The organism is Pseudomonas sp. NPDC090208, from assembly GCF_044746785.1.
Classification (GTDB): domain Bacteria; phylum Pseudomonadota; class Gammaproteobacteria; order Pseudomonadales; family Pseudomonadaceae; genus Aquipseudomonas.
The window spans coordinates 68,244-93,733 of record NZ_JBIVCU010000007.1; the positions used below are offsets into that span (position 1 = coordinate 68,244).

22 protein-coding genes are annotated in these 25,490 nt (G+C 61.4%); 7 read left to right on the forward strand and 15 right to left on the reverse strand.

The window, feature by feature from the left end; all coding sequences use genetic code 11:
• Positions 1-304: 304 nt before the first annotated feature.
• Both cheR and ACIPL0_RS13725 read right to left on the reverse strand, forming a co-directional pair.
• Positions 305-1,132 carry a protein-glutamate O-methyltransferase CheR gene (cheR, locus tag ACIPL0_RS13720; RefSeq protein WP_400597343.1) on the reverse strand — a complete coding sequence of 276 codons (828 nt, stop codon included), beginning with the start codon at positions 1,130-1,132 and terminating at the stop codon, positions 305-307.
• Positions 1,133-1,170: 38 nt separating this feature from the next.
• Positions 1,171-2,103, reverse strand: coding sequence for a chemotaxis protein CheV (locus tag ACIPL0_RS13725; RefSeq protein WP_400597342.1), 933 nt, complete (start codon positions 2,101-2,103; stop codon positions 1,171-1,173).
• A 75-nt stretch (positions 2,104-2,178) separates the two neighbouring features.
• Here ACIPL0_RS13725 and flgA point away from each other — a divergent pair, with 75 nt between their 5' ends.
• The 4 genes from flgA (at position 2,179) to ACIPL0_RS13745 (ending at position 4,847) form a co-directional block, all read left to right on the forward strand.
• Positions 2,179-2,940, forward strand: a complete 762-nt coding sequence (flgA, locus tag ACIPL0_RS13730; protein ID WP_400597341.1) for a flagellar basal body P-ring formation chaperone FlgA — start codon at positions 2,179-2,181, stop codon at positions 2,938-2,940.
• A 250-nt stretch (positions 2,941-3,190) separates the two neighbouring features.
• The gene (gene flgM / locus ACIPL0_RS13735; RefSeq protein ID WP_400597340.1) at positions 3,191-3,508 is read left to right on the forward strand and encodes a flagellar biosynthesis anti-sigma factor FlgM; all 318 of its coding nucleotides are present in this window, start codon (positions 3,191-3,193) and stop codon (positions 3,506-3,508) included.
• Positions 3,509-3,557: 49 nt separating this feature from the next.
• The gene (locus ACIPL0_RS13740) at positions 3,558-4,025 is read left to right on the forward strand and encodes a flagella synthesis protein FlgN (RefSeq protein ID WP_400597339.1); all 468 of its coding nucleotides are present in this window, start codon (positions 3,558-3,560) and stop codon (positions 4,023-4,025) included.
• 81 nt (positions 4,026-4,106) lie between these two features.
• Entirely contained in the window at positions 4,107-4,847 is a 741-nt protein-coding gene (locus ACIPL0_RS13745; RefSeq protein WP_400597338.1) for a flagellar brake protein, read from the forward strand.
• 225 nt (positions 4,848-5,072) lie between these two features.
• On the opposite strand, the gene ACIPL0_RS13750 is transcribed toward ACIPL0_RS13745, so the two are convergent.
• Positions 5,073-6,023, reverse strand: a complete 951-nt coding sequence (locus tag ACIPL0_RS13750) for a GlxA family transcriptional regulator (protein ID WP_400597337.1) — start codon at positions 6,021-6,023, stop codon at positions 5,073-5,075.
• A gap of 108 nt (positions 6,024-6,131) precedes the next feature.
• Positions 6,132-6,878, reverse strand: coding sequence for an SDR family oxidoreductase (locus ACIPL0_RS13755; RefSeq protein ID WP_400597336.1), 747 nt, complete (start codon positions 6,876-6,878; stop codon positions 6,132-6,134).
• A 236-nt stretch (positions 6,879-7,114) separates the two neighbouring features.
• On the opposite strand from ACIPL0_RS13755, the gene ACIPL0_RS13760 reads away from it, so the two are divergent.
• Positions 7,115-7,567: an SDR family NAD(P)-dependent oxidoreductase gene (locus tag ACIPL0_RS13760; RefSeq protein ID WP_400597335.1), complete on the forward strand. Its 453-nt coding sequence runs from the start codon at positions 7,115-7,117 to the stop codon at positions 7,565-7,567.
• 190 nt (positions 7,568-7,757) lie between these two features.
• On the opposite strand, the gene ACIPL0_RS13765 is transcribed toward ACIPL0_RS13760, so the two are convergent.
• The 5 genes from ACIPL0_RS13765 to ACIPL0_RS13785 all read right to left on the reverse strand — a co-directional run bounded on the left by ACIPL0_RS13765 (position 7,758) and on the right by ACIPL0_RS13785 (position 13,504).
• The gene (locus ACIPL0_RS13765) at positions 7,758-9,230 is read right to left on the reverse strand and encodes an MFS transporter (RefSeq protein ID WP_400597334.1); all 1,473 of its coding nucleotides are present in this window, start codon (positions 9,228-9,230) and stop codon (positions 7,758-7,760) included.
• 54 nt (positions 9,231-9,284) lie between these two features.
• A complete protein-coding gene (locus ACIPL0_RS13770; RefSeq protein ID WP_400731545.1) occupies positions 9,285-10,529 on the reverse strand; it encodes a glutamine synthetase family protein in 1,245 nt (414 codons plus the stop codon).
• Positions 10,530-10,769: 240 nt separating this feature from the next.
• A complete protein-coding gene (locus tag ACIPL0_RS13775; protein ID WP_400597333.1) occupies positions 10,770-11,492 on the reverse strand; it encodes a TylF/MycF/NovP-related O-methyltransferase in 723 nt (240 codons plus the stop codon).
• Positions 11,489-12,355, reverse strand: coding sequence for a hypothetical protein (locus tag ACIPL0_RS13780; RefSeq protein ID WP_400597332.1), 867 nt, complete (start codon positions 12,353-12,355; stop codon positions 11,489-11,491). Before ACIPL0_RS13780 ends, ACIPL0_RS13775 begins: the two co-directional genes overlap by 4 nt.
• 123 nt (positions 12,356-12,478) lie before the next feature.
• Positions 12,479-13,504, reverse strand: coding sequence for an AraC family transcriptional regulator (locus ACIPL0_RS13785; RefSeq protein WP_400597331.1), 1,026 nt, complete (start codon positions 13,502-13,504; stop codon positions 12,479-12,481).
• A 193-nt stretch (positions 13,505-13,697) separates the two neighbouring features.
• Between ACIPL0_RS13785 and ACIPL0_RS13790 the strand changes: the two genes are divergently transcribed.
• Both ACIPL0_RS13790 and ACIPL0_RS13795 read left to right on the forward strand, forming a co-directional pair.
• The gene (locus tag ACIPL0_RS13790; protein WP_400597330.1) at positions 13,698-14,882 is read left to right on the forward strand and encodes an acetyl-CoA C-acyltransferase family protein; all 1,185 of its coding nucleotides are present in this window, start codon (positions 13,698-13,700) and stop codon (positions 14,880-14,882) included.
• 14 nt (positions 14,883-14,896) lie between these two features.
• Entirely contained in the window at positions 14,897-15,748 is an 852-nt protein-coding gene (locus tag ACIPL0_RS13795; RefSeq protein ID WP_400597329.1) for a 3-hydroxybutyryl-CoA dehydrogenase, read from the forward strand.
• A gap of 251 nt (positions 15,749-15,999) precedes the next feature.
• Here ACIPL0_RS13795 and ACIPL0_RS13800 read toward each other — a convergent pair whose 3' ends face one another.
• The 6 genes from ACIPL0_RS13800 to ACIPL0_RS13825 all read right to left on the reverse strand — a co-directional run bounded on the left by ACIPL0_RS13800 (position 16,000) and on the right by ACIPL0_RS13825 (position 25,487).
• Positions 16,000-18,381, reverse strand: a complete 2,382-nt coding sequence (locus ACIPL0_RS13800; protein WP_400597328.1) for an RND family transporter — start codon at positions 18,379-18,381, stop codon at positions 16,000-16,002.
• Positions 18,382-18,408: 27 nt separating this feature from the next.
• Positions 18,409-19,395 (reverse strand): WD40/YVTN/BNR-like repeat-containing protein, encoded by a 987-nt coding sequence (locus ACIPL0_RS13805; protein ID WP_400597421.1) that lies wholly within the window; start codon positions 19,393-19,395, stop codon positions 18,409-18,411.
• A gap of 451 nt (positions 19,396-19,846) precedes the next feature.
• Positions 19,847-20,812: an omptin family outer membrane protease gene (locus ACIPL0_RS13810; protein WP_400597327.1), complete on the reverse strand. Its 966-nt coding sequence runs from the start codon at positions 20,810-20,812 to the stop codon at positions 19,847-19,849.
• Between the two features lie 904 nt (positions 20,813-21,716).
• Entirely contained in the window at positions 21,717-24,383 is a 2,667-nt protein-coding gene (gene pepN / locus ACIPL0_RS13815) for an aminopeptidase N (RefSeq protein WP_400597326.1), read from the reverse strand.
• 16 nt (positions 24,384-24,399) lie between these two features.
• A complete protein-coding gene (locus ACIPL0_RS13820; protein WP_400597324.1) occupies positions 24,400-25,230 on the reverse strand; it encodes a DUF2797 domain-containing protein in 831 nt (276 codons plus the stop codon).
• Positions 25,227-25,487 carry a YeaC family protein gene (locus ACIPL0_RS13825; RefSeq protein WP_062380693.1) on the reverse strand — a complete coding sequence of 87 codons (261 nt, stop codon included), beginning with the start codon at positions 25,485-25,487 and terminating at the stop codon, positions 25,227-25,229. The genes ACIPL0_RS13820 and ACIPL0_RS13825 overlap by 4 nt, the downstream gene beginning before the upstream one ends.
• Positions 25,488-25,490 lie beyond the last annotated feature (3 nt).

The window sequence follows — 25,490 nt, forward strand, 5'->3', positions numbered from 1 at the left end:
GAGAGCCGCGTTGGGCCAGGGATGGCCCTTTCGCGGCGGGCCCACGGAGCGTCGCCGGAGTGAGGGAACCCGACGCAGTCGGGCCAAACCAGGAGCAGGGCCTTTTTGGTTACTTTTTCGGCTCCTGGAAAAAGTGACCCGCTGTAAGAGCGGAACCGCCAGCCGCCATAACCGAAGAAACGGATATGCCCCCCATCGCAGAAAAAAACAGATCTGCTCTTCAGGTACCCAACCACCAAACCACCAAACCACCACAAACAAAAAAGCCCGCCAAAGCGGGCCCTTCCTGACCAACCACCAAACCTCACTTGGCCTGATAAATGATCCCCGGACTGCACTGCACCATCTGATAATGATCCGGCAACCCGTTCAACGCCTCCGAAGCCCCCAGGAACAGATACCCCCCAGGCTTGAGCGTCGCATGAATCCGCATGAGGATGTCTTTCTTCACCTCGGCCGAAAAATAGATCAACACGTTCCGGCAAAACACGATGTCGAACTTGCCTAACGCTGCGTAACTGTCCAGCAGGTTGAACGAACGGAACTCCACGCGACTCTTGATCGGTGCCTTGACCGTCCAGCGCCCCGGCGTCTTCTGATCGAAATACCGCTGCAGACGATCCGGCGACAACCCCCGGCCAATCGCCAGGCTGTCGTACTCACCCGTCTTGCAGTTGTTGAGCATGCTGCCCGACAGGTCGGTCGCCACGATCTGCACCCCGGACTTCAACTGCCCCGGATTGCTGCGCTCGAACTCATCGATCGACATCGACAGCGAATACGGCTCCTGCCCCGACGAACAGGCGGCCGACCAGATCCGCAGACGCTGACCAGGGCTGGCCTTGATCTGCTCCGGCAACACCTTGCTCTTGAGCACCTCGAACGGATACGTATCGCGAAACCACAGGGTTTCGTTGGTGGTCATCGCATCCACCACCTGCTCGCGCAAACCGCTGCGCGGCTGAGTCTGGATGCGTTGAATCAGCTCGCCCAGGGACTTGATGCCCTGCTGTTCCATCAGCTTGTTCAGGCGACTGGAAACCAGATATTGCTTGTTTTCACCCAGCAAGATGCCACAGGCTTTTTCCAGGAAGACCCGGAACTGTTCAAAATCCAAATTACCTGTAGACATGCCGCCTCTCAAATCATGTGAACAGCTGAAGGTCCGCTTCAGCTGATATCCGCCGCCCTGATCCGATCCACCACTCTCGCGGCAAGATCGTCCGGCCGGAACTTGGCCAGGAAATCGTCGGCTCCAACTTTTTTCACCATTGCCTGGTTGAACACCCCGGACAACGAAGTGTGCAGGATGATGTGCAGCTTCTGCATGCGCGGATCGTTACGGATCTCGGCAGTCAAGGTGTAGCCGTCCATCTCCGGCATTTCAATGTCGGAGATCATCATCAGGAACTCTTCTTCCGGCTTTTTGCCTTCGTCCACCAGTTTGCGCAGATATTCCAGTGCCTGACGACCGTCATTCAACGCCGTCACTTCGACACCCACGGTCTGCAGGCAACGGGTGACCTGCTTGCGCGCCACCGACGAGTCATCCACCGTCAGCACCCGCAGCGACAACGCCTTGTGCTGCACTTCGGCATCCACCACACCGGCGGAAATGTTTTCCGAAACCGGCGCCACCTCGGCGAGGATCTTCTCCACGTCGATGATTTCCACCAACTGGTTGTCGATGCGCGTCACTGCCGTGAGGTAGTGATCGCGACCGGTTCCCTTGGGTGGCGGATGAATGTCTTCCCAGTTCATGTTGACGATGCGCTCCACCGAATGCACCAGAAAACCCTGAATCTTGGTGTTGTACTCGGTGATGATCACGAACGCGTTGCCGATGTTGGCCAGCGGCGCTGCGCCGGTTGCCATCGACAGATCGAGAATCGGGATCGTCCCGCCACGAATATTAGCCACTCCGCGCACGATCGGACTGGATTTGGGCATGAGGGTAAGTTTCGGGCACTGAAGCACCTCTTTTACCTTGAACACGTTGATCCCGTACAACTGCTTGCCGTCCAGACGGAACAGCAGCAATTCCAGGCGGTTCTGCCCTACCAGTTGAGTGCGCTGGTTCACTGAATCCAAAACACCAGCCATGCACCACACCTCCCCAAACGACCAATTGCGCACTGCCGGATCGGCAAGCGGCACGGGCCTTGCTATTTACCCGTCATGAACACACTAACGACAGTATCCCGACACTTCCAACGCGCAAGCCGCAACTTGTTGCGCGTGCTGGCTGCCGTGTGTCTGCTGGGCACCGCGGGCCTGGGCCGCGCGGACAACGTGACCATGCCTGAACAACTTATCGGCGTCACCCAGGGCTTTCTTGAATTCACCGTGGAAGACTATCTGGCGACCAGCCAGACCCAGGGCCGCTATGAAATCGAAGTCAAGCAGCTCGACCCGCGCCTGCGCATGCCGCATTGCGACAAGGAATTGACAGCCAGCCTGGAAAGCCCGGCCCAACCGGTCGGTCGCGTGACGGTACGCCTGCGCTGCGAAGGCAGCTCACCGTGGACGGTGTTCGTGCCCGCGCAGGTACATCTTTATCGCAACGTGGTGACCGTGGTGCGCCCGATGAAGCGTGATGCCATCGTCAGCGAAGGCGACGTCGCCATGCGTGAACGCGATGTCGGCCTGCTCGGCCAGGGCTTTCTCGATTCGCTGGATCAGGCGGTCGGGCAGAAAGTTGTCCGACCAACGGTCATCGATCAGATTCTGACACCGGTTCACCTGGCGCAACCGCAGATGGTGCGCAAGGGCGATCAGGTGGTGATCAGCGCGCGCAGCGGTTCGATGAGTGTGCGCATGCCCGGCGAGGCCTTGTCCGACGGCGGTTTCAACGAACAGATACGGGTCAAGAACCTGAACTCCAAACGGGTCATCAAGGCCAACATCGTTGCCCCCGGGCAGGTCGAGGTGCCCATGTAAACCTGTCGAACCTCTGGCGCTACGCTTGCGCTTTTTCTACACTCGGAACCGTCACGCCCCCTGCGAAGTCAATGGACGACTGTTTTCGCACTGGCCTTGGGGTTTGTACGAAAGTCCGCGAGCGCATGTCAGGCAAGGCCGTATTCAATGCCGCCTGTCCGAGCGCAGCCACTTTTCGTACAAAGCCTAAAGTTATTCCGGGCTTGGTCGAAACAATGGCAAGCGTCCAAGAACCCAGAGGTTTTCAATCATGGTCATCGACTTCAGTCGTTTGAATAGCGCCACTACCGTTGGAGGTACTTCGCGTACCGCCGGCAGCAAGGAAGCAGGCAAGACCGAGGCAACCGCCACGGCCGACACTTCCGCGAACGTCAGTGGCAGCGGTGAGAAAGTACATTTGAGCAGTGAAGCTCAACAGTTGCAGAAGATCACTGACTCGTTGCGTGATCAGCCCGCCGTCAACAGCGCCCGTGTGGCCGAGTTGAAGCAGGCGATCGCCGACGGCAGCTACAAGGTCGACAGCAACCGTGTTGCGAACAAACTGCTTAATTTCGAAGCCCAGCGCTAGCCCCCGGTCTGCGCAGGGGCTTCTGGACGCTTGAATCCCAGGGCATGCGATGCAAGACACAACGTTGCTTCAACTGATCACGGACGATATTGCGCCGACCCGGCACCTGCTGGAGATCCTGAAGGCTGAATCGATCGCCCTTCACGGTCGCAATATGGTCGAAATGGAACACATCCTGGCGCAGAAACAGGCGTTGGTGATCGTGCTCGAACAGCACGGACGCAGACGTAGCCAACTGATGACCAGCCTGGGCCTGCCCGCCAATCGCGCGGGACTCGAAGACGTGGCCAGGCATTCGTCGGTAGGCGACGCATTGTTGAAAGCGGGCGACGAGCTCAGCGCACTGATGGTCGAATGTCAGGCAGCCAACGAACAGAATGGCAGTCTGATCCAGCTGCAACAGCTGACCACGGCCCAGCAACTGAGAATCCTCAACGGTGGCGACACGCCGGCGCTGTATGACAGCCGCGGATCGACATCGGGAAGAGCCAGACCACGTCCGCTTAGCCAGGCGTAAGTTCTTGTATCAAGGTGTGCAACATGATGGCAAAATGCCGCAGTCGCACGCTGTCGTTTTTTGCCTGGAGATGGATGAACCGTGAATGCATTAAGTGCGGAAGATACTCCGCAGCCCCCAAAGGTACTTACCACGCCTTTGGAAATTGCCTCCACCCTGCGACTGCTGATGGAAAGCCATGATCCGCTGATCATCACCTTCCACGAACGCAGCCAGCGCTTCCAGAGTTACGTCATCGAAGTCGACCGTGACACCAACGTCGTGGCGCTGGACGAGATGATCCCTCGCGACGGCGAGCGTTACATGGCCAATGGCGAGTCGTTTCGCGTCGAAGGCTTCCATGAAGGCGTGCGCGTGGCCTGGGAAGTCAAATCCCAGATGACCATCATCGAAGACCCGCACAGCTATCGCGGCCCGCTGCCCGAAGAAGTCGTCTATCACCAGCGCCGCAACGCATTCCGCGCTGCGTTGAAACTGGCTTCGCTGGTCGACATCGAACTGGCGGGCGACAAGCTCAAATCGCCGCTCAGAGGCAAACTGCTGGACATTTCCGCCACCGGTTGCAAGCTGCGTTTCGAGGGCGACGTGTCCGACCGCATCCAGCTGGGTCAGGTGTACGAGCGCTTCATGGCGGCCCTGCCGATCGGCAGCATGACCACCTCGGTGGAACTGCGCCATCTGCACTTTGAAGAGAAGTTCAACACCACCTTTGCCGGTGTGCGCTTCCACAACATGACGGGGCTGGTGCAGCGTCAGGTCGAGCGTTTCGTCTATCACCTGCAACGCGAAGCCCGCCGTTTCGACAAAGACGACGACTATTGATTCGTCTTGGGTAGCCCGGCTTGCCGGCGTCGGCGGTCTCAGGATCGCAGACACTGGCAAGCCAGGCTGCTACAAATCCGGCAACACCGATTATTTGTGGGAGGGAGCCCTGCTCGCGAAGACGGTATGCCAGCCAGCCTCGCCGTGTCGGCCATGACGCTTTCGCGAGCAGGGCTCCCTCCCACGGCCTTCGGCCAGAATCAAAAGCTGCTCCACTCCCCCGCCCTAAAACACCTCCACCGTCGGCCCCGAACTGCGACGCAGTGACTGCGGTGACTGCCCGTAAACCCGCAAGAAGGCCCGGCGCATGCGTTCGCGATCGCCGAAGCCGGTTTCGCTGGCCACGGTTTCCAGTGGCAGCCGCCCCTGCTCCATCATCAGCCGTGCCGCCTCCAGACGCAGGTTCTCCACGGCCTTGGCCGGCGAAGTGCCGGTCTGCGCGCGGAACGTGCGACTGAACTGGCGCGGGCTCAGGCACGCTGCATCGGCCAGTTCTTCCACCGACAGTTCGCGACGCAGGTTTTTCCGCGCGTAGTCCAGCGCCATCTGCACGCGGTCGGAGCTGGGGCTCATTTCCAGCATCGCCGAATGCTGCGACTGACCGCCGGCGCGGCGATGGTAGAGCACCAGGTGTTGCGCCACTTTACGCGCCAGTTCGGCGCCGTGGTCCTTTTCCACCATGCCGAGGGTCAGGTCCAGCGCGGCGCTCATGCCGGCCGACGTCCAGATCTTGCCGTCGATGATGTAGATGCGGTCTTCCTCGACCTTGATCGCCGGAAACTTCCGCCGCATTTCCTGCGCCCGGGCCCAGTGCACCGTGGCCCGACGGCCATCAAGCAGGCCGGCCTCAGCCAGTGCGAACGCGCCCACACACAGCGCTCCGACCCGCCGACAACGGGCGTAGGCCTGCAGCAGGAAGGCGTTGATGGCCGGGGTCGCATCCGAGCGGTCCATGGCGCCGCTGATGAGCACCGTGTCGTATTCGGCCTTGTCCAACGCCTGGGTCGACACCGAGGTGTACAACGCACTGGCTGCCACCAGCCCGCCGTGCTCGGACAGCAGATGAATGTCGTAGAGCCGCTCTTCAGCGGCCACATTGGCGAATTCGAACGCCGAGAGCGCCGCCAGGCTCATGACCTGAAAGTCGGGCCTGACAATGAGAGCAACGGTTTGCATGAACAGGCTGTCCGTCAGAAAAAATCGATTCTAGGTCCAATCGGCGACAGCGAAACAAAAAGTTCGACGGCGACAGCGTCAAATGACACCGCCGCCGTCGCTGTTATTTCAACCCGCTGCGAACGCGTCGTTGAAACCGTTGAAAAACGCCCGTTCGTCCGGGCCCGCGGCAGTGCGCAACGGTACGGCACGCTCGACGAGGATTTCGTCGGCATCGCTGGCCAGCACAGCCAGGGTTTCCTCGATGAACTCGCCCAGCGGCATGGCACGCGGCTCGTCATTGCTGTTGAGCAGATCGGTCTGCGTCCATGGCGGCGCGATTTCCAACACGCGAACCGAGGTGTTGCGCAGCATGTAGCGCTGCGACAGGGTGTACGAGTGCAAGGCCGCCTTGCTGGCGCTGTACACGGCAGTAAAGGCCAGCGGCACGAACGCCAGCACCGAAGACACGTTCATGATCACCGCGTCGGGCTTGCCCTTGAGGTGCTCGATCAGGCCCGAGGTGACGCGGATCGGGCCGGAGACGTTGGTGGTCAGGGTGTCGATCAGCAGTTGCTCGTCAATGGCCCCGCTGGCGTCGTCGATCTGCATGATCCCGGCGTTGTTGATCAACACGTTCAGGCCAGGGAAACGACGCACCACTTCGGCGGTCGCCCGAGCGATATCGGCGGCATCGCTGACGTCCAGGGTCACCGCTTCCATCCCCGGATTGGCCGCCGTGATCTGCTCCAGCAACGCGGCGCGACGACCGGCGATGATCACCTTGTTGCCACGTTGATGAAAGGCTTCGGCCAGTGCGCGGCCGATACCGGAAGTCCCGCCGGTGATGAAGATGGTGTTGTTGCTCAAATTCATGTCGCAGTCTCCGCAAACAAGGGTTGGCACGTCGCAGGGCGGTCGGGCCGTGCTGCGTCGTGCATGTCGAAACCGATGTTAGAGAGATGAACGCTGTCATATGAGTCGTAAAAACATCGATTCCGGCCATTCGTGGCATGGCCGGAAAACACGTCTGGAATGGTGGGTTTTATGACCGGCACCCGCGTGACCAGCGCCCTACCCTGACGCCCGATGAAGCCGATGGCAGACACGAGATGCTCAGACACAAGGGAACAGCGGTGATCGTCGGGGCGATGTCAGGCCGTAGCCTGATCTATGCGCGACGCCTGGCCGCCCGGGGCTATGACCTGATTCTGGTGGCGAAACAGCGCGAACGGCTGCAAACCGTAGCCAGACGCATCACCGACAGCTCCGGGCGCTGCGTGGAAGTGCTGGCCGCCGATTTGCGGCAGGCAGAGGCGCTGGCGCAGATCGAAAGCCTATTGATGTGCGATGCCAGTATCGTGCTGCTGGTGAACCACGCGGAGACGCGGGATGCCTGCCTGTGCCGGGCGGCCCAGCGGTTGGGCGAAGCATTGGCCACAGGCTTTGCCGCACGACAGGCCGGCGCCGTGGCTCACATCACTGGCAAGGCACAATACCCGCTGGACGACGCGCTGTGGACCGAGCGGTTGATGGAACTGGAGAACGCTGGGGCCATGCATTGATCCCCACGCGGGCGCCACCTGTAGGAGCGTGGCTTGTCCCGCGACCTGTCGGGAACCGGCAGCAGAACCTGACGACTTTGCATTCCTGACGTACCGCATGTACCGGATTTACGACTGCTGCGCAGTCGGTCGCGGGACAAGCCACGCTCCTACAGGAAATCGCAGCCATCCCACAATGGCTTAGCGACCGTCATAACGGCCGATCCACCCCCACATCGCGGGAAGCCTCATGCGCAGGGTCGGGCCGGGCGTCCTGGGACTCGGTGCTGGCCTCGCCATCGACCACCGCTACCGGCCGCACCACGCCTTCGCCCGAGGCCACGACCCGCTCCGGCGCTTCCGGCTCGGCTGTCGCAGCAGCATCGTCGGCAGTCTCGGAAGGCTGCTCAGGCGCCGCAGCCGCTGTGTGCATCTGATCGTGCACCACCTGCTCGTCGACCCGTGGGTCGAGGGCGACTACCAGCGGCGAACTGGCCATGCTTTCCGGCATGGCGATGTGGTGCAACGGCGCGTCTTCGACCTGGTGCAGGTTGGTCACGGCTTTCGGCCGGATGCGCACCACCAGAATCAACGCGACGAAGCAGACAAAGGCGTACAGCATGTTGCTGCCGAAGCTCTTCATCAGCACACCGGCAATCAGCGGCCCGATACTGGCGCCCACGCCGTAGGTCATCAGCAACATCGCCGTCAGCGACACCCGCCGCTCGCCTTCGACGTGGTCGTTGGAGAACGCCACCGCCAGCGGATACAGGGCGAATTGCAGCAACGAGGTCACGAAGCCCATGGCGAACACCGCTTCCATGGGCAGGCCGGGAAAGATCGCCAGCGGCAGACCGGCCAGCACCAGCAGTCCGGCAAAGCCACGGATCAGCCAGGCACGGTCATAACGGTCGGACAACTTGCCCAGCGGCCCCTGCACCAGCAGGCCGGCGCCGATACACGTCGCCATGTACAGACCGACATGCTCGGTCGACAGCCCCTGCTGCGCGGCAAACAGTGGCGCCAGACCGTAGAACGAACCGATGATCAGGCCGGCGCTGAGCACCGTGGTCAGCGACTGCGGCACCCGACGCATGAAGAACAGCGGCTCCAGTGGCGCCGGGCGCAGCGGTGCCGGGTGAATGCTGCGGGTCATCGCCACCGGCACCAGGCACAGGGTGAAACACATGGCGACCAGCATCAGCAACTCGGGCCCCAACTGTGGATGCACCACCAGAATCAGCTGGCCGAGCACCAGGCCCAGGTACGACGCGATCATGTAACCGCTGAATACCGTACCGCGCTGCTTGGGCGAGGCCTGCTCATTGAGCCAGCTCTCGATGACCATGTACTGGCACATCATGCCGAGGCCGACAATCATGCGCAGGAAGATCCACGCCGGCAGGTAATTGATCATCCCGTGACCGAGCACCGCCGCGCCGACGATACCGGCACATGTGGCGTAGGCACGGATATGCCCGACCCGGCCGATCAGCCGGTGGCCGACCTTGCCGCCCAGCGCCAGGCCCACGTAGTTGGCCGCCATCAACGCACCGACCCACAGGCCGTCGACCTTGTCGGCGGCAAGACGCAATGCCAGGTAAGTACTCAAAAGGCCCGAGCCGATCAGCATCATCAGCGAGGCGAAATACAGCGCACGAAAGGACTTCCAGATCTGGCGCATCGGCATTCCAAAAACGGAAACCCTCCTGCGCGGAGGATTTCCGAAGCACGGTTCTTAAGCCTGGGCGGCCAGCACGCGACGCTCCCAGGGAGTGATTTCATCAAAGAAACTGGTCAGCTCCAGGGTCTTCGAAGCAACGTAGCCTTCGATGAACTCGGCCCCGAACAGTTCCTTGGCCAGCGGGCTGCGCTTCAGACGCTCCAGCGCCGCATGCAGAGTGCATGGCAGCGAAAGATGATCCGGTACGGCGAATTCCCCCTGAATCGGTGCCGACGGTTGCAGTTGTTGCTCGATGCCGTACAGCCCCGCTGCAAGACTAGCTGCAATGGCCAGATACGGGTTGGCATCGGCGCCCGGCAAACGGTTTTCCACTCGCCGCGCTTCCGGGCCGCTGGCGGGAATGCGCAGGCCGGCGGCGCGGTTGTCGTGGGACCAGCAGGCGTTGTTCGGCGAGGCGAAAGGATGACACAAACGCTGGTACGAGTTGACGTTGGGCGCGAACAAAGCGGTGAAATCGGCCATCGCCGCCTGCTGACCACCGATGAAGTGATGGAACGCCGCGGTCGGCTCGCCACTGGCGTCGCTGAAGATGTTCTTGCCGCTGGTCGCGTCGACCACGCTCTGGTGAATGTGCATGGAGCTGCCCGGCGTGTGTGCCAGCGGTTTGGCCATGCAGACCACGGTCAGGCCGTGCTTGAGCGCGACTTCCTTGAGCAGGTGCTTGAACAGGAAGGTCTGGTCGGCCAGCACCAGCGGATCGCCGTGCAGCAGGTTGATCTCGAACTGGCTGACACCCATCTCGTGCATGAAGGTGTCACGGGGCAGGTCCAGCGCCGCCATGCATTTGTAGACTTCGCTGAAGAATGGCCGCAGGCCGTTGTTGGAGCTGACGCTGAATGCCGAGTGACCATCTTCGCGGCGCCCGTCCAGCCCGACTGGCGGTTTGAACGGCTGCGTCGGGTCGGTGTTGGGTGCAAAGACAAAGAATTCGAGTTCGGTGGCCACCACCGGCGCCCAGCCGTGGCGGGCATAGCGGGCAATCACCGCCTTGAGCTGACCCCGGGTCGACAGCGCCGAGCTTTCGCCGCTCAACTCGTCGGCATCGCAGATCGCCAGCGCCCGAGGCTCCTCGTCGCACCAGGGCAGACGGTAGACCTGATCGGGATCGGCATTGAGCGCCAGATCGCCGTCGTCGCTGCCGTAGAATTTCGCCGGCGGGTAGCCGCCCATGATGCATTGCAGCAGCACGCCACGAGCCATCTGCAGACGGCGGCCCTCAAGGAAACCCTGGGCCGTCATCACCTTGCCACGCGGCACGCCGTTGAGATCCGGGGTGACGCATTCGATTTCATCAATGCCCATCAATCGCTGCGCGAGTGAATTGTGGCCATCGCTCAACATGACTCAGTCCTTTTTCTTTTTTTGGCAGGCCGCAGAAGCGGCAAGGCGTACAAAATAAGCAGCAGGCGTTCGGAATATCAAGCGCCATAAAAAAAGCCCCGGCTGAAAACAGACGGGGCTCGGTGCAGACAGTCTCGATCAGACGCGGAAATAACCGACGCAGGAATCGAACGGCAGGCGCTTGAGTTCGACCTTGTTCAGGTCCAGAACCTCGCGCAGCGCGCTGGTTTCGCCAGGGAAGTTGCGGTAGGCCACTTCGTCCAGCACCACGATGGCGCCTTTTGGCATGTACGGCAGGAAGGTTTCCAGCGCGACCTTGGTCGACGCGTACAGGTCGGTGTCGAGGATCAGCATGGCCACGACCAGGTCCGGACGGGTTTTCGGGAACGCCGGCACGGTTTCCATGATGTCGCCCTTGATGATTTCGCAACGCGGGATCCGGTTGACCGGACGCACCAGATCGTTGGCATCGATCATTTCCTGAATGATCGACTCATCGGTGTCGGAGAACATGGTTTCGTTGATGTCGGCCGGGTCTTCTTCGGCGTCGATGCTGCGGAAGCCCGAGAAGGTGTCGAAACCGATGATCGAACGGTTGATCGCGTACGGCTCCAGAATCATCGACAGCTGCATGTACAGCATCAACGAGTTGCCCTTGTACACGCCGCATTCGATGATCGCGCCGGGAATGTCCTGAACCATCTTGAACAGTTCGATGCGCGACAGCGCGGCGGTGACCGCAATCCGGTTGGCGAACACGAACGGCGCGTCGGCGACATATTGCGAGTCCACGCGCTTGAGCAGGTTGGCGCGTTTTTCGGCGTATTCGGCCTCAGGCCCCGTCAGACGGCGCTTGGTCATTGGCTAACTCCCTGGAATTGCGAAAAGTCGTTGAGATGGAACAGATCTTTGTAGCCGGCTTCGACGTCTTTGGCACCGCTGTCGACGTTCGGCGCGCCACGGCCGTTGAGCAAGTCCTGCAGGTTCAGCAGACGGAAGTCGATGCTGAAACGGGTCTTGTCGGTGAAGTTGGCGACCGTGCCGTGCAGGTGCGAGCCGGAGAAGGTGATGACTTCGCCTTCGTTACCGGCAATGCGGATTTCCGACGAGGTCTGGATGTCTTCCTGCGGCACCGGGTGAACACGGGTTTCTTCGGTGATGTTGGTCTTCGCCGCCGGACGCTGCACGTTGATCCACTCGGCCAGGCTCCAGTCCACCGACGAGTTCTTCACCGGCGTGCTGAAATAGCCCGGGTTGATCATCATGGTCTGTTCCGGCTGGATGGTGTAGACCGGCATCCAGGTGTTGATCTGGCAATCGGCGTTGCCGTACCAGGTGTCACGATGCGGTTTGTACGCATAGCTGACGCCGGCATGCAGGTAGTTGTAGTTCGGCACCACGCGGATGCGGGGCACGTCGAACAGGTATTCGGTAGGGTCGATGCCGATTTCCAGCGCGAACTTGTGGATCATCTCCTTGACCTCAAGGCAGTTGGTGAACTGCCGCTTGAGGGCGGTGACGCGCTCCACGAACTCGGTGACCGGCATCATGGTGTGCAGTGCCTGATGGTCGGTCTCGCCATCGAATGCCGCCGTGATGCTGTCCTTGGCGAACCGGCACAGATCATGGGTCGCCTGCAGGTTGGTGTTCAGGTAGATATCACCTGCATAGATCGAGCTCTTGAAGTCGTGTTTGCTCTGCAGTTGGTTGAGATACAAATTCACGATGACACTCCTAAACTTGGTACTGACCACGTCATCGGCAGCGGTGCAGCGAACTGAAGAAAATCGAGACGCCGTTCACGAAAATTCTTTTGCCTGACGACGGGCTGCGTACTGGCTATTTGCCTAGTCAGCCATCTCGGTGTCGACCTGACGCCCGCGCCGGTATCCGCCAGGGCTCTCCCCCGTCCATTTCTTGAAGGCCCGGTGAAAGGCGCTGGGTTCCTGAAAGCCGACGAGCTCGGCGATGTCCACCACGCTCATGTCGGTCTCGCGCAGTTTCTGCTGGGCGATGCCGCGCCGCACATCGTCCTTGATCCCCTGAAAGGCGCAACCCTCGCGCTCCAGCCGGCGACGAAAGGTGGTCGCACTGAGTTTCAGTTCTTCGGCCATCTCCAGCAGCGTCGGCCAGTGTCCGTAATGGCTGCCGCGCAGACGCTGATAGACCTGCGCCGCCAGCCCGCGCTGGTTGCGGAAGCGGATCACCAGCCACTGCGGCGCGGTGCGCAGAAAGGATTTCAGCGACGGCAGCGACTGCACCACCGGCAGGCGCAGATAATGGCTGGAAAACTCGATCTCGGTGCGCGCCTCGCCAAAGCTCAGGTTGAAGCCCCAGAGCAACGAGTCGTCGCTCAGGCGCTCGCGGCGATGGCGAAATTGCGCACGGTCGATGGTGATACGCCGCCCGCCGAGCCAGCACAACAGGCTGATCATCAGCAGGAGAAAGGTTTCCTCGCCGAAACGCTGCTTGAGCGGGTCGGCGGCATGGGTGTCGACGCTGATCACCGCCCGCTGCCCGCGCACGCTCAGGCTGCCGCGAAAGTCGCGCAGAAACAGGCTGAAATTACTCAGGCACTGGCGCAGGGCCTTTTCCAGGTTGGGTTCCTGAATCAGCCCGCGACAGATCAGGGCGAAGCTGCCCAGCGGCATGCCGTGGGAATCGAGGTCGAAGAACTCGTCGCCCAGTTCCTTGATCTGAATCAGCCACAGCGCCGCGAAGGCGCTGGCCGGCACCCGCGCCGTCGGATCGCTCAGCAGCGCCATGTCGATGCCTGCCGCTTCCAGCACCGATTGCAGGCGCAGCGGCTGGTCGCGCAGGGCCTGCACCACCAACTGGACGAAGTAGATCGACACCGAATCCTTTTCCCGCATGAGCCGCCTTTCCTCTTTCGATGGGTGCCACACCCCCGTTCAGGCGCTGATGGTAAAGAACGCCAGCGGATCTGGACAGTTTCGGCATAGGCCGCCCGCGTACCGGCGATCTAGACTTGCCGCCACCGTCCCTTGGCCGAAATGGCGTTGCCGCTGCGGCCCACAATAAATTCAACAGCTTTCAGGAGTCGACATGAGCCAACCAGAAGTTTTCGTCGTCAGCGCGCTGCGCACCGCCATCGGCGGGTTCGGCGGTTCCCTCAAGGACGTCTCGCCCATCGAGCTGGGCACCCAGGTCAGCCGCGCCGCGCTGGAGAAATCCGGTGTCGCTGCCGAGCACATCGGCCATGTGGTGATGGGCCATGTGATTCCCACCGAAGTACGCGACGCCTACCTGTCGCGGGTCGTTGCGCTGGAAGCCGGCCTGACCAAGGAAACCCCGGCGATGAACGTCAATCGCCTGTGCGGTTCGGGCCTGCAGGCCATCGTTTCCGCCGCGCAATCGCTGCAACTGGGCGACGCTCGCGCGGTGCTGGCCGGCGGTGCCGAATCCATGAGCCGCGGTGCCTACATCATGCCGCAGGCCCGCTGGGGCGCGCGCATGGGCAACGTGCAGGCCTATGACTACATGCTCGGTGCGCTGCACGATCCGTTCGCCAATATCCACATGGGCATCACTGCCGAGAACATCGCCGAACACTACGGCATCACCCGCGCCGATCAGGATGCCCTGGCCCTGAGCAGCCAGCAGCGCGCCGCTCGCGCCATCGCCGAAGGGCGCTTCGACGGGCAGATCGTGCCGATCGAAATCGCCACCCGCAAAGGCACCGTGACCTTCGCCCAGGACGAACACGTGCGCGGCGACGTGACCGCCGAGCAACTGGAAAAGATGAAGACCGCCTTCAAGAAGGACGGCACGGTCACCGCCGGCAACGCCTCGGGCCTCAACGACGGCGCAGCCGCGCTGATCATGGCCAACGGCGATCTGGTACGTGAACAGGGTCTCAAGCCGCTGGCCCGTCTGGTGGCCTACGCCCACGCCGGTGTCGAGCCGTCGATGATGGGTCTGGGGCCGATTCCGGCCAGCCGCAAGGTGCTGCAACGTGCCGGCCTGACCGTCGCCGATCTGGACGTCATCGAATCCAACGAAGCCTTCGCCGCCCAGGCCTGCGCCGTGGCCCGCGAACTGGGCTTCGACCCGGAAAAGGTCAACCCCAACGGTTCGGGCATTTCCCTCGGCCACCCGGTCGGTGCCACCGGCGCGATCATCGCCACCAAGGCCATCCATGAGCTGCACCGCATCCAGGGCCGCTACGCGCTGGTGACCATGTGCATTGGTGGCGGTCAGGGCATCGCCGTCATCTTCGAACGCGTCTGAGCGGGGAATTTTTCATGAGCATGCAACACATCGCCGTGATCGGCGCAGGGACCATGGGCAACGGCATCGCGCAGGTGTGCGCGGTGGCCGGTTTCGACGTGACCCTGGTGGACATCGCCGACGCCGCGCTGGAACGCGGTCTGGCGACCCTGCGCAAGAACCTTGAGCGTCAGGTCAACAAGCAGGTCCTCAGTGCCGAAGACGCCGCAGCGGCCGTGCAACGGATTCGCTGCACCACCGACTACGCCCAGCTGGACGGCGCGCAACTGGTGATCGAAGCGGCCACGGAAAACCTCGACCTCAAGCTGCGCCTGCTCAAGCAGATCGCCGCCCATGTCGGCCCGGATTGCGTGATTGCCTCGAACACCTCGTCGCTGTCGATCACCCAACTGGCCGCCAGCGTCGACAAGCCGGAGCGTTTCATCGGCCTGCACTTCTTCAACCCGGTGCCGATGATGGGCCTGATCGAAGTGATTCGCGGCCTGCAGACCGCCGACACCACCCACGTGGCGGCGATCAAACTGGCAGAACGCCTGAACAAGACCGCCATCACCGCCGGCAACCGTCCGGGCTTCGTGGTCAACCGCATTCTGGTGCCGATGCTCAACGAAGCGATTCTGGTCCTGCAGGAAGGCCTGGCGACCGCGCAGGACATCGACGACGGCATGCGCCTGGGCTGCAACCAGCCCATCGGTCCGCTGGCGCTGGCCGACCTGATCGGTCTGGACACCCTGCTCGCCATCGTTGAAGCCTTCCACGAAGGCTTCAACGACAGCAAATACCGCCCTGCCCCGCTGCTCAAGGAAATGGTTGCCGCCGGCTACCTGGGGCGCAAGAGCGGCCGCGGATTCTTCGTTTACGGCTGACCGCCACCTCCCGTAGCAGTCCGGCTTGCCGACGGTGGCATCCGCAAGATTGCAACCGCCGGCAAACCGTGCTGCTACGGGGCCATCCCCTGCTTTTAGTAGGAGTGAGCTTGCTCGCGATGATGGCCGCACAGTCAACATCGCGTTTCTTCATCCAACGCAAATCGCGAGCAAGCTCACTCCTACACATCGTCATGGCCCAAAAAAAACCGCAGGCCTTTCGGGCTGCGGTTTTTTGTTGGGTCTGTCGATCAATGGGAGAACAGCGAATTCCCCACCTTGCCGGCCATCTTTTCCGGCTTGATCAGGAACCGCGCCAGCGCCGGCAGCAGCCACAGGGCACCGAACATGTTCCACAGCAGCATGAAGGTCAGCATCAGGCCCATATCGGCCTGGAACTTGATCGCCGAGAAGATCCACGTACACACGCCGATCGCCAGGCACAGGCCGGTGAACAGCACCGCCTTGCCAGTGGATTTCAGAGTTTCGTAATACGCCTCCTGCAACGGCAGGCCGGCGCGCAGGAAGCTTTCCAGGCGACTGTAGATGTAGATCCCGTAGTCGACGCCGATCCCCACACCCAGCGCCACCACCGGCAGGGTCGCGACCTTGACGCCGATGCCCATGAACGCCATCAGCGCGTTGCCCAGCACCGAGGTCAGCACCAGCGGCAGGACGATGCACAGGGTCGCTGCCCACGAGCGGAAGGTGATCATGCACATCACCGCGACGCAGATGTACACCAGAATCAGGATGGTCAGCTCGGCCTGTTTGATCACCTCGTTGGTCGCGGCTTCGATCCCGGCGTTACCGGCGGCCAGCAGGAATTCCAGGCCTTCCTTGTTGTTGGCCTTGGCGAAGTCCTGCACCGCATGCACCGCACGGTCGAGGGTTTCGGCCTTGTGGTCGTTGAGGAAGATCAATAACGGCGCCAGCGAACAGGTGTTGTTGTACAGCCCGTCGGCCCGCGAGATCGAACTGTTGAGCACGTCCTTGTTGCGCGACAGCGACTCCCACTTGAGGTTGCCCTCGTTCATACCCTTGATCACCTGCTTGGACACGGTGACCAGCGAGATCGCCGACTGCACGCCGGGGGTGTTTTCCATCTTCCACGACAACTCGTTGATCGCCGCCAGCGTCTGGTAGGCCGAGCAGCCTTCGGTCGGCGTCTTGACCATCACCACCAGCACATCGGAGCTGGTGGAGTAATTGCTGATGATGAAGTTGTTGTCCTGGTTGTAGCGCGAGTCCGGACGCAGTTCCGGCGCGCCCTGATCGAGGTCGCCGATCTTCAGGTTGTGGCCGTACCAGAGCCCGCCGGCCAGCGCCAGCAACGAAAGGATCACCGACACCCGTGCCACTTTCGGCGCGGCAAAGTTCGACAGCAGGCGCCAGAACGGGTGCTCACGATTGGCGGCTTCCTTGCTGCGGCTGATCGCCCGTTTGCTGATACCGGCATAGGAAATCGCCACCGGCAGCAGGATCAGGTTGGTGAACACGATCACCGCGACACCGATGGACGCGCCGATGGCCAGTTCGCGAATCACGCCGATGTCGATGATCAGCAGGGTGATGAAGCCGACAGCATCGGCCAGGATCGCGATCATCCCCGGCAGGAACAACTGGCGGAACGTGCGCCGTGCCGCGGTCAATGCATTGTCGGCGTCGCTGGATTGCAGGGCGATGCCGTTGATCTTCTGCACGCCATGGGAAATGCCGATGGCGAAGATCAGGAACGGCACCAGCATCGAATACGGATCGAGCCCGAAGCCCACCACATGCATCAGGCCCAGTTGCCAGATCACCGCGATCAGCGTGGTGCTCAACACGGCGATGGTGCTGCGCGTACAGCGGGTGAACCACATCAGCAGTACCAGGGTGATGAGGAACGCCACGCCGAAGAACATCACCACCATGATCAGACCGTCGATCAAGTCACCGACCTTCTTGGCGAAGCCGACGATGTGAATATCGACGTTAGGGTTCTGCGCTTCGTACTTGTCGCGGATCTTCTCTTCGAGCTGGTGCGAGAACTGCCGGTAGTCCAGCGGCAGCAGCTTGCTCTGATCGTTGGGGTCCGGGTAGAACTCCTGCAGCGGCACATCGACGATGCTGGATTTGAAGTTGTTCGCCACCAGTCGCCCGACCTGACCGGACTTGAGGACGTTGTTGCGCAGCTTGTCGAGGCTCTCCTGGGAGCCGTCGTAGCTCTGCGGAATCACCTCGCCACCGGCAAAGCCTTCCTCTGTCACTTCGGTCCAGCGCACGCTGGGGCTCCACAGCGACTTCAGCCCCGAGCGGTCGACGCCGGAGATATAGAACACCTCGTCGTTGATCTGGCGCAGGGTTTCCATATACTCGCGGGTGAAGATGTCGCCCTGCTTCGCTTCCACCGAAATGCGCACGGTGTTGCCCAGATTCGCCAGATCGTTGCGGTGTTCCATCATGTTCTGGATGAACGGATGGCCCAGCGGAATCATTTTTTCGAAGCTGGTCGACGGACGCACCAGCGTCGCCTGCCAGAACAGCACGATACTGACCAGCAGACAGATCACGATCACGGTCGGACGGTTGTTGAAGATCAACCGTTCCAGCAGGGTCGGCTTGTCGTGGTGATGTTGGAGATTTGTCATGGGAAAGCGTCCTGGCCTGATCCGTTCTTATTGTTGAGCGACGTCGACACCCGTCGGCGAGGTGACGCGAACGCCGCCCTGTCCAACCAGAATCAGATTGCCCTTGTCGTCTTCGGTCACGCCCGCCAGGGACAGCCGGTCGGGACGGTTGGAAACCGTGAAGCTTTCACCTTCGTCGGTGCTGCGCATGACGCTGCCGCCGTTGCCCACCAGCACGATGCTGTTGTCCGGCAGCAGCGAAGCGTTGGCGATGCTGAACTCCAGCGGCCCGCGCTCACCCTGCAGGGCGATCGGTTCCCAGTTGCTGCCGAAGTCGGTGGAACGGTACAGGTTGCCGCGCAAGCCGTAGGCCAGCAGCGTCTGCGGCTGGGCCGTGCCAACCACGCCAAACAATGAACCTTGATAAGGGCCTTCGAGTTTTTCCCAGGTCTGACCGTCGTCAGGGGAACGAAACATGCTGCCCATCTCGCCGACGATGAACAGGCCGGCATCCTTCACGTAACCGATGCCGTTGAGGTGGTACTGGTCTTCGTTGTCCAGGCGGTCACCGATGTCTTCCCAGTGCTGGCCGCCGTCAGTGGTTTCCAGCAGCGCGCCATAGGCGCCGACAGCGATGCCGGTGTTGAGGTCCTTGAACCACACGTCGAGCAGCGGCGCTTCGCGCTTGAGGTCTTCGAACTGTTTGCTCCAGGTCGCGCCGCCATCGCTGCTGGCGAGGATCTGCGCGTCATGACCGACCGCCCAGCCGTGCTGTGCGTCGACAAAATAAACGGCGGTGAGCAATTGCCGGGTCGGCACTTTCGCCTGGGTCCAGGTCTGGCCCTGGTCATCGGAATAGAGAATGTGGCCGCGGTCGCCGACCACCACCAGACGGTTGCCGGCGTGGGTGACGTCGAGCAACAGACTGCGTGAAGCCTTGCTGGACGGGAGCGCAAACACCGAGGAATCGCCAGCACTGGCGGGGGCATCGGCCGGACTGCTGTCGGCCGCCAGAGCGGTGCCACACAGGGTCATGGAAATGAACAGCGACAACACTGCGTTCAATGGAGCATCCCCTTCCTTTTTGTTATTGGGTTCTCCCTGAAAGCCCGTCGTACGGGGCTGGCCTGCGTACGACGCGACCTACAGAAGCGGACCCATCCTAGCCACCCTGGAAAACGTATGACAATCGACATGACGTTATCTTTTGTTAAGCACCGGCCCGGTGATTACAGCGTTATCACTGAAACTGATTGAGAACTCTAGCTGCTGGAATGGGCTGTCGGGTGACATACAAGCAAAGAGCCATCTTTTCACGATACCCGCCATTTCTTGTGTAGGAGCTGGCTTGCCCTGCGACCGGCGAGGCACTCGTCGTAAAACCTGCGCATGCGGTGTGCCTGATGTACCGCATTGGCCGAATTTACGACTGCTGCGCAGCCGGTCGCAGGGCAAGCCAGCTCCTACAAGGGTCATACGGAAGGCCTCAGAACCGATACCCGACACTCAAGCTCGACAACACCGTGCGCATCGACTGGCCGCCGGAATTGCCGCCGTACCAGTCCTGCGAGCCATCGCTCAGGTCATGGATCATCGTCCCGCCCTTGCTCTCTGCATGCACCTGATAGTCGACACCGGCCTTGAGCGACAGGTTGGGCGTGGCCTGCCAGGACAATGCCATCGCCAGTCCATGCATGCGGCCGGCATTGTCACGCTCACCGCGGAAGGTCAGGTCGCGCATATGGTGAGTGTCGAAATCGCCGGACTTGACCCACTGGCTGTATTTGAAACGCCCTTCCAGCGCCCAGTCGCCCATACGATAGGCACCGACCAGCCCGATGTAAGGCGTGCTGTAGGTCTGCTGGTAGCTGATGCCTTTTTCGTCGTCAGGAAACTCGCCCGACATGTCGCGACGCCCCGCATAGGAATAGGTATAACTACCGCCGCGGGTCTGCCAGCCAAACTCGCTGCGCTGATAGCCCAGCAGCGCGCCAAGGGCGAAGTCTTCCCGCTTCAACAGCCAGAGCGTGGCCGCCAGCTCGGCCTGCCAGGCCTTCTGCACGCGGGTGTCGGGGTGGGTCGAGTAATCGGTCCAGTCGGATGTTCGCTCGTCCAGCCAGTCGTAATCCTTCATATGGCCATTGCCGTTGGCGATACGGGTCCAGCCGCGGGCTTCCAGCGACAGCCAGTCGGTGGGGTGATACGCCAGGCCCAGATGCAGGGTCGGCTGTAGTTTGATGTCCCAGTTCAACTGACTGAGCTTGCGCCCACCCCGGTCGACGTCGTACACGGTTTCCCGCCCCTGCCCATTGAGCACGCCGACGCCCAGACTCAGATCGACGCTGCCCACCCTGAATGCTTGTTCACGGCTGATTTCTGCGGAAGCCAGCGTTTGTTGCGACATTGCCGCCAGCCCCAGGCACAGGGGTAATTGCCATCCTTTTATCAACACGGTCGTTCCTTGTTTCAAAGAGAAACGAAAGGATGAACGTCGTCGTGGGCAGGTTCTGCCAGAGGCAATCCCGGCAGTCTGCATGAATGCTAAACGCCAATACTTAGAAATGTCCTACACCGCAGTTCCCTTGTAGGAACTGGCTTGTCCTGCGAGCGGACCGAGGTCGCGCTCGACCGAAACCGTCGTAAACCCTGACGCCCCAGTAGCCCTGACACACCGCATTCACCGGATATACGACGACTGCGTCGCCGGTCGCAGGGCAAGCCAGCTCCTACAGGTTTTGCGCCATGCCGAAACTCACCAAACACCACAAAACCCGTGGGAGGGAGCTCTGCTCGCGAAGGCGTCAGTCCGGTCGATGCCGAGTTAACTGACCCACCATCATCGCAGGCAAGCCAGCTCCTACAGGTTTGGCGCCAGGCCTGAATTCACCCAACACCACAAAACCCGTGGGAGGGAGCCCTGCTCGCGAAGGCGTCGGTCCAGTCAATGCCGGGTTAGCTGACCCACCGCTTTCGCAGGCAAGCCAGCTCCTACGGGTTTGGCGCCAGGCCTGAACTCACCAAACACCACAAAACCCGTGGGAGGGAGCTCTGCTCGCGAAGGCGTCGGTCCAGTCAATGCTGGGTTAGCCGACCCACCGCTTTCGCAGGCAAGCCAGCTCCTACAGGTTTTGCGCCAGGCCTGAATTCACCCAACACCACAAAACCCGTGGGAGGGAGCCCTGCTCGCGAAGGCGTCGGTCCAGTCAATGCCGGGTTAGCCGACCCACCGCTTTCGTAGGCAAGCCAGCTCCTACAGGTTTTGCGCCAGGCCTGAGCTCACCTAACGCCACAAAACCATGAGCCCAAAAAAAGGGCCGCCCGTTTTCACGAGCAGCCCTTTTGATGAAGCCTGAACCTTATTCAGCCAGGCTCTTGCTCACCACTTCATACACATCCGCCGACAGCTGACCGGACGCACGGATGCGTTCCAGCTCGCCTTTCATCAAGGCCTGGCGCTTGTCGTCATACTTGCGCCAGCGGGTCAGCGGGGCCAGTTGGCGCGAGGCGATCTGCGGGTTGAAGCCGTTCAGCTCGATGACCAGATCGGCCAGGAAGCGGTAGCCAGAGCCGTCCGCCGCATGGAAGTTGATCAGGTTCTGGCCGGCGAAGGCACCGATCAGGGCACGCACCTTGTTCGGGTTCTTCACGGTGAACGCCGGATGCTGCATCAACGCCTTGACCCGCTCCAGACCACCCGGCAACGGGCTGCCGGCCTGGACGCTGAACCACTGGTCCATGACCAGCGCGTTGTCCTTGAAGTTCTCGGCGAACACCGCCAGCGCCTTGGCTTTTTCGGCCTCGAACGGCGAGTTGACCAGTACGGCCAGCGCGGTCAGGCGCTCGGTCATGTTGTCGGCGCTGTCGAACTGCTCGATGGCGGCTGCCAGCACTTCGGGTTTCTCGGTCAGCATCAGGTACGACAACGCGATGTTCTGCAGTGCGCGACGGGCGAAATGCTCGGACTCCGCCACATAAGCCGTCTGTTTCGACAGCTCGCGGTTGGCCTGGTAACGCTTCCACAGCGCGTCACTCAGGCTGTTCGCCAGTTGCTGACGAGCAAATTCGCGAGCAGTGTGAATCGCTTCGACGTCCGCCACTTCGCTGATTTCGGTGAGGTAGGCCTCGCCCGGCAGCGACAGCATTTCCGCGACCATTGCCTGATCGAGGCTGTCGTCGGCGAGCACGGTGCCCAACGCGGTGACCAGACGCTGGTCCATGACCAGTGGCTCGCCCTTCTGATGCTGGGCGATCAGTTCCTGCAACACCTGCACCGACAGTTGCTGACCGGCATCCCAGCGGTTGAAACCGTCAGTGTCGTGCTGCATCAGGAACATCAACTGGTCGCGGTTGTACGGGAAGCTCAGTTTCACCGGCGCCGAGAAACCGCGCAGCAGCGATGGCAGCGGCTGTTCGGCGATGTCGACGAAGGTGAAGGTCTGCTCGGCCTCGGTCACCGAGATCACCCGCGAACCACCAACGGCAGCAGACTCACCCTGCAGACGCAGCGCAATCTCGTGGCCTTGCTTGTCCAGCAGGCCCAGCGCCACCGGAATCACGAATGGCTTCTTCGCGTCACCTGGCTGACCCGGTGTGGTCGGCGCGCTCTGGCGGAAGGTCAGGCTGTAGGTTTTCGCTGCGGCGTCGTAGGACTCGCTCACCACCAGACGCGGCGTACCGGCCTGGGAATACCAGCGCTTGAACTGGGTCAGGTCGACGCCGTTGGCGTCTTCCATGGCCTTGACGAAGTCGTCACAGGTCACGGCCTGGCCGTCATGGCGTTCGAAGTACAGGTCGCTGCCCTTGCGGAAGCCATCGGCGCCCAGCAGGGTGTGGATCATGCCGACCACTTCCGAGCCCTTTTCATACACGGTCAGGGTGTAGAAGTTGGAAATCTCGATAAAGCTGTCCGGGCGCACGGCATGGGCCATGGGGCCGGCGTCTTCGGCGAACTGGTGGGTGCGCAGGTAGGCGACGTCCTGGATACGCTTGACCGTGGCCGAGTTCATGTCGGCAGAGAAGCCGGCATCGCGGAATACGGTGAAGCCTTCCTTGAGCGACAGCTGGAACCAGTCGCGGCAGGTCACGCGGTTGCCCGACCAGTTGTGGAAGTATTCGTGGGCGACGATGGCCTCGACCCGCTGGTGCGCGGCGTCGGTGGCGGTTTCGGCGCGGGCCAGCACGGCGCTGGAGTTGAAGATGTTGAGACCCTTGTTCTCCATCGCACCCATGTTGAAGTCGTTGACCGCGACGATCATGAAGATGTCCAGGTCGTACTCACGGCCATAGACCTCTTCGTCCCAGCGCATGGACTTCTTAAGACTGTCCATGGCGTGCTGGCATTTGTCGATGTTTTCCGGCTCGACGAAGATGCGCAGGGTGACCTTGCGCTGGCTCATGGTGACGAAGGTGTCTTCGACGCACCACAGATCACCGGCCACCAGCGCGAACAGGTACGCTGGCTTCTTGAACGGGTCTTCCCAGGTTGCCCAGTGGCGACCGTCTTCACCCGGGCCTGCGGCGATCAGGTTGCCGTTGGACAGCAGCACCGGGAAGTCCTGCTTGTTGCCGCTGACGGTAGTGGTGAACGTGCTCATCACGTCCGGGCGGTCGAGGTAATAAGTGATCTTGCGGAAGCCTTCGGCCTCGCACTGGGTGCAGAACATGCCGCTGGACTTGTACAGGCCTTCCAGCGCGGTGTTGGTTTCCGGGTGGATCTTCACGCTGGTGTCGAGGATGAAGCTGGCGGACGTGGGCTGCACAGTCAGGTTGTCCGGGGTCAGCTCATAGTCGCCGGGCGCCAGGTCGGCGTCGGCCAGCTTGACCGACAGCAGCTCCAGCAACTGACCGTCGAGCACCAGAGGCGGCAAGCCCGGCCCTCTTTCGGGATTGCGGCGCATGACCAGTTGCGCATGCACCAGGGTGTGGTCATCGAACAATTCGAAGGTCAGGTGCGTCTCGTCGATCAGGTATTCCGGCGCCTGATAATCCTTCAGGTAGATCATTTTCGGCTGTTCGGTACGCATGATGCCGTCCTTTTCATTACTGATGCACGGCGAGCTGATACGCCGTGTATTTGCGGATATTGATCACGCCGGTGTCGAAGATCAGGTACTGGCCCTTGATGCCCAGCAGTGTGCCTTCGGCGATCGGGTCCTTGTCCAGATTGAAGCTGACGATCTTGCCCGGGTAAGCCTGGACCGGATAACGAATCTCGATGGGTTCGACATCGAACAGCGGCTGGATCGCCTGCAGGCCGAAACGCTCTTGCAGGGCGGCAAGCCCTTCGGCGCAGGATTCAAACAACTGCTGACGCACGGCGACCAGATCCACGGCCGGCGCATCGCCCTTGAGCAGCGCGCGCCAGTTGGTGCGGTCCGGCACCTGGCTGCGGAACAGGTCTTCGACGAAACCGGATTGCTGGCGGGTGGCCACACGCACGATCGGCAACGCCTGGCTGGCGCCCTGGTCGAGCCAGCGGGTCGGCAACTGGGTGGCACGGGTGATGCCGACCTTGATGCCCGACGAGTTGGCCAGATACACCACATGGTCGGTCATGCAGAACTGCTCGCCCCAGGCCGGTTCACGACAGGTGCCCTGTTCGTGGTGGCAACGCTCCGGGCTCATGATGCAGACGTCGCACTGCGCCAGTTTCTGCATGCACGGGTAGCAATAGCCCTGGCTGAAGCTGGTCTTGGTGCGACGACCGCAGTGGCTGCAGTGGATCGCACCGAGGTATTCCAGACGCACGGTCTTGCCGATCAGCGGGTTGACCGGAATTTCCGTGTCATCCAGACGAAACGCGTATTCGACCTGCGTGGCATCGAGCCGCGCAGACATTTTGTTGACGGAGCCGCGACCAATTTCGATCAATGGATGGCATCCGACTTGAACAGGATGTTCGGCACCGGCGCCGACTTCGACGCGCATTCCTGAGGGCCCATGTAGCCGATGCGCTGCTCTTCCGGCACGTTGCGCACTTCCCAGGCGATCAGTGCCTGCAGGGACAGTTCACGCTGTTCCTGGGTCAGTTTGCGGCCATCGGACCACTTGCCGATCTCTACGGCCAGCTTCAGGCTTTCGTAGATGTCCGGGGTGATGTTTTCGATCATTTCGACAAAAGAGGACATTGG

Excerpts from the sequence above, each read along its gene's own strand:
- cheR (WP_400597343.1), bottom strand. The coding sequence starts at position 1,132 with ATGTCTACAGGTAATTTGGATTTTGAACAGTTCCGGGTCTTCCTGGAA.
- ACIPL0_RS13725 (WP_400597342.1), bottom strand. The coding sequence starts at position 2,103 with ATGGCTGGTGTTTTGGATTCAGTGAACCAGCGCACTCAACTGGTAGGG.
- flgA (WP_400597341.1), top strand. The coding sequence starts at position 2,179 with ATGAACACACTAACGACAGTATCCCGACACTTCCAACGCGCAAGCCGC.
- flgM (WP_400597340.1), top strand. The coding sequence starts at position 3,191 with ATGGTCATCGACTTCAGTCGTTTGAATAGCGCCACTACCGTTGGAGGT.
- ACIPL0_RS13740 (WP_400597339.1), top strand. The coding sequence starts at position 3,558 with ATGCAAGACACAACGTTGCTTCAACTGATCACGGACGATATTGCGCCG.
- ACIPL0_RS13750 (WP_400597337.1), bottom strand. The coding sequence starts at position 6,023 with ATGCAAACCGTTGCTCTCATTGTCAGGCCCGACTTTCAGGTCATGAGC.
- ACIPL0_RS13755 (WP_400597336.1), bottom strand. The coding sequence starts at position 6,878 with ATGAATTTGAGCAACAACACCATCTTCATCACCGGCGGGACTTCCGGT.
- ACIPL0_RS13760 (WP_400597335.1), top strand. The coding sequence starts at position 7,115 with ATGCTCAGACACAAGGGAACAGCGGTGATCGTCGGGGCGATGTCAGGC.
- ACIPL0_RS13765 (WP_400597334.1), bottom strand. The coding sequence starts at position 9,230 with ATGCGCCAGATCTGGAAGTCCTTTCGTGCGCTGTATTTCGCCTCGCTG.
- ACIPL0_RS13770 (WP_400731545.1), bottom strand. The coding sequence starts at position 10,529 with ATGACGGCCCAGGGTTTCCTTGAGGGCCGCCGTCTGCAGATGGCTCGT.
- ACIPL0_RS13775 (WP_400597333.1), bottom strand. The coding sequence starts at position 11,492 with ATGACCAAGCGCCGTCTGACGGGGCCTGAGGCCGAATACGCCGAAAAA.
- ACIPL0_RS13785 (WP_400597331.1), bottom strand. The coding sequence starts at position 13,504 with ATGCGGGAAAAGGATTCGGTGTCGATCTACTTCGTCCAGTTGGTGGTG.
- ACIPL0_RS13790 (WP_400597330.1), top strand. The coding sequence starts at position 13,698 with ATGAGCCAACCAGAAGTTTTCGTCGTCAGCGCGCTGCGCACCGCCATC.
- ACIPL0_RS13795 (WP_400597329.1), top strand. The coding sequence starts at position 14,897 with ATGAGCATGCAACACATCGCCGTGATCGGCGCAGGGACCATGGGCAAC.
- ACIPL0_RS13800 (WP_400597328.1), bottom strand. The coding sequence starts at position 18,381 with ATGACAAATCTCCAACATCACCACGACAAGCCGACCCTGCTGGAACGG.
- ACIPL0_RS13805 (WP_400597421.1), bottom strand. The coding sequence starts at position 19,395 with ATGACCCTGTGTGGCACCGCTCTGGCGGCCGACAGCAGTCCGGCCGAT.
- pepN (WP_400597326.1), bottom strand. The coding sequence starts at position 24,383 with ATGCGTACCGAACAGCCGAAAATGATCTACCTGAAGGATTATCAGGCG.
- ACIPL0_RS13825 (WP_062380693.1), bottom strand. The coding sequence starts at position 25,487 with ATGTCCTCTTTTGTCGAAATGATCGAAAACATCACCCCGGACATCTAC.